The sequence below is a fragment of the Streptomyces sp. NPDC059994 genome, from assembly GCF_042737755.1.
Taxonomy (GTDB): domain Bacteria; phylum Actinomycetota; class Actinomycetes; order Streptomycetales; family Streptomycetaceae; genus Streptomyces.
In genome coordinates, this window is record NZ_JBHWUR010000040.1 from 58,283 (window position 1) to 59,887 (window position 1,605).

The window sequence follows — 1,605 nt, forward strand, 5'->3', positions numbered from 1 at the left end:
GCGGGCGCGGGCGGGACGGGCCCGGGGGGGTAGCGTCTCACCCGTCGCCCCCCCCTCGTGGTGGGGGGGCCCGCGCCCCGCCCGGCACCGTTTTCCCCCCCGGGCGGGTACTCGCCCCCCGGGGGGCCGGTGAGCGGCCCCGGGGAGGGCCGGACATCGGCCCCGGGGGGACCGGTCATCGGCCCGGGGGAGGGCCGCAGATCGGCCCCCGGGGGGCCGGAAATCGGCCCCCAGAACGTACTACCTACTAACTCACCACAAGAGCAGCAGCCGCGCGCGAGCTCGGCGGCGCTCATTCCCGAACTGCGCCCGCTCGACGACGCGCTCGCCGCGGCCTCGATCACCGTCCGGTGGTCGCTCGGCCTCGGCGAGCAGCGAGACGTCTACCGGCTGACGCAGCAGCACGGCGTCGAGGCTCTGGTCGACCTCGCCGCCCGCCGCACCGTCCCGGGCGAGGCCCCGAAAGCGGCCCGCTACTGGCTCAAGGTCTGGTCCGACCTCGACCGCCCGTCGAGCAGCCCGTCGAGGGCGTCGTCGACCGCCGCCTACGCCGACAACTTGGCCGCCGGCCTCGCCCTGATCAACGCACAGAAGGAGCGCACCCCATGAACGAGCAGCAGATCGCCGCCCTGTTGGCGTTCGCCGGCACGCTCGATTCCCGCGTGCGCCGTGCCCTCGCCGACCCGCAGCAGTCCGCCCGCACCATCTCGGAGTGGACCGCCGCCGTCGCCGACGTCCCGGCAACCATGCCGGACGTGGCGTGGGACGCCGCCCGCGCGACCCGCCGCTACTACGAACAGCGCGGCGGCGACCGCTCGGCGCAGTACCGCCCGATCGAGCCGCACGACCTGCTCGCCGCATGGGGACCGTTCCGGACCGAGCTCATGAACCGGCACACCGACCCCGTCCCGAACGTCGACCCCGACAACCCGAAGGCATGGCGGGCCGAGCTGCTCGGCACCCGGGCCGCGGTGGCAACCGGGCATGCCGCCCCTTCACACCACCGCCCCGAGATCGACCCCACCGGGCAGAAACGTCTCGCCGCGCTCATGTCCGGGGTGGGCACGGGCCCGCGCCGGTACATGCCCGCGCACGTCGCCGCCGAGCTGCGCCCGTTCCGGAAGGCTCGCGCCCACCGCGAGCAGCTCGTCGCCGAGGGCATCCCCGACCCGCTCGGGGTGAAGTGCCCCTACTGCCTCGCCGCTATCGACGAGCAGTGCCGGAGCAGCTTCCGCAACAGGGGCAAGGGCCGGCGCCCGTTGACCGGCGTCCACCCTTCGCGCGTCGATGCGTTGGTCGCGCACCTCGGGGTCGACGAGCAGGGCGAGGCCGAGCAGATCAGGCTCGCCCGGATCATGTGCCAACCGCCCGCGCCTCGACGCGATGGCCGAGCCCGGCACACCAGCGGTGGGGGCGAGGCCCGATGATCCCCGCCGCGGCACGTGCCGTGATCGCCGCGCATCTGACCGACGAGCTCGACGTGCAGCCGCACCTCGCGACCGCCGTCGTCGCCGCCCTCGCCGACCGCCTCGCCACCGACGGATGGCACGTGACCGACAGCTACCCCGCGCGACCGGTCGCGCCTCGCGCGCGGGAGATCCCGCG

The 1,605-nt window shown here is 75.2% G+C and carries 3 protein-coding genes; all 3 read left to right on the forward strand.

Annotated features, from left to right (window positions below):
- Positions 1 to 129: 129 nt before the first annotated feature.
- The gene (locus ACFWA7_RS21065; protein WP_385824521.1) at positions 130 to 609 is read left to right on the forward strand and encodes a hypothetical protein; all 480 of its coding nucleotides are present in this window, start codon (positions 130 to 132) and stop codon (positions 607 to 609) included.
- Positions 606 to 1,427, forward strand: coding sequence for a hypothetical protein (locus tag ACFWA7_RS21070; RefSeq protein ID WP_385824523.1), 822 nt, complete (start codon positions 606 to 608; stop codon positions 1,425 to 1,427). The genes ACFWA7_RS21065 and ACFWA7_RS21070 overlap by 4 nt, the downstream gene beginning before the upstream one ends.
- Positions 1,424 to 1,605, forward strand: a 182-nt coding sequence (locus tag ACFWA7_RS21075; RefSeq protein ID WP_385824525.1) for a hypothetical protein, incomplete at its 3' end; no start/stop codon positions are given. The genes ACFWA7_RS21070 and ACFWA7_RS21075, both read left to right, overlap by 4 nt.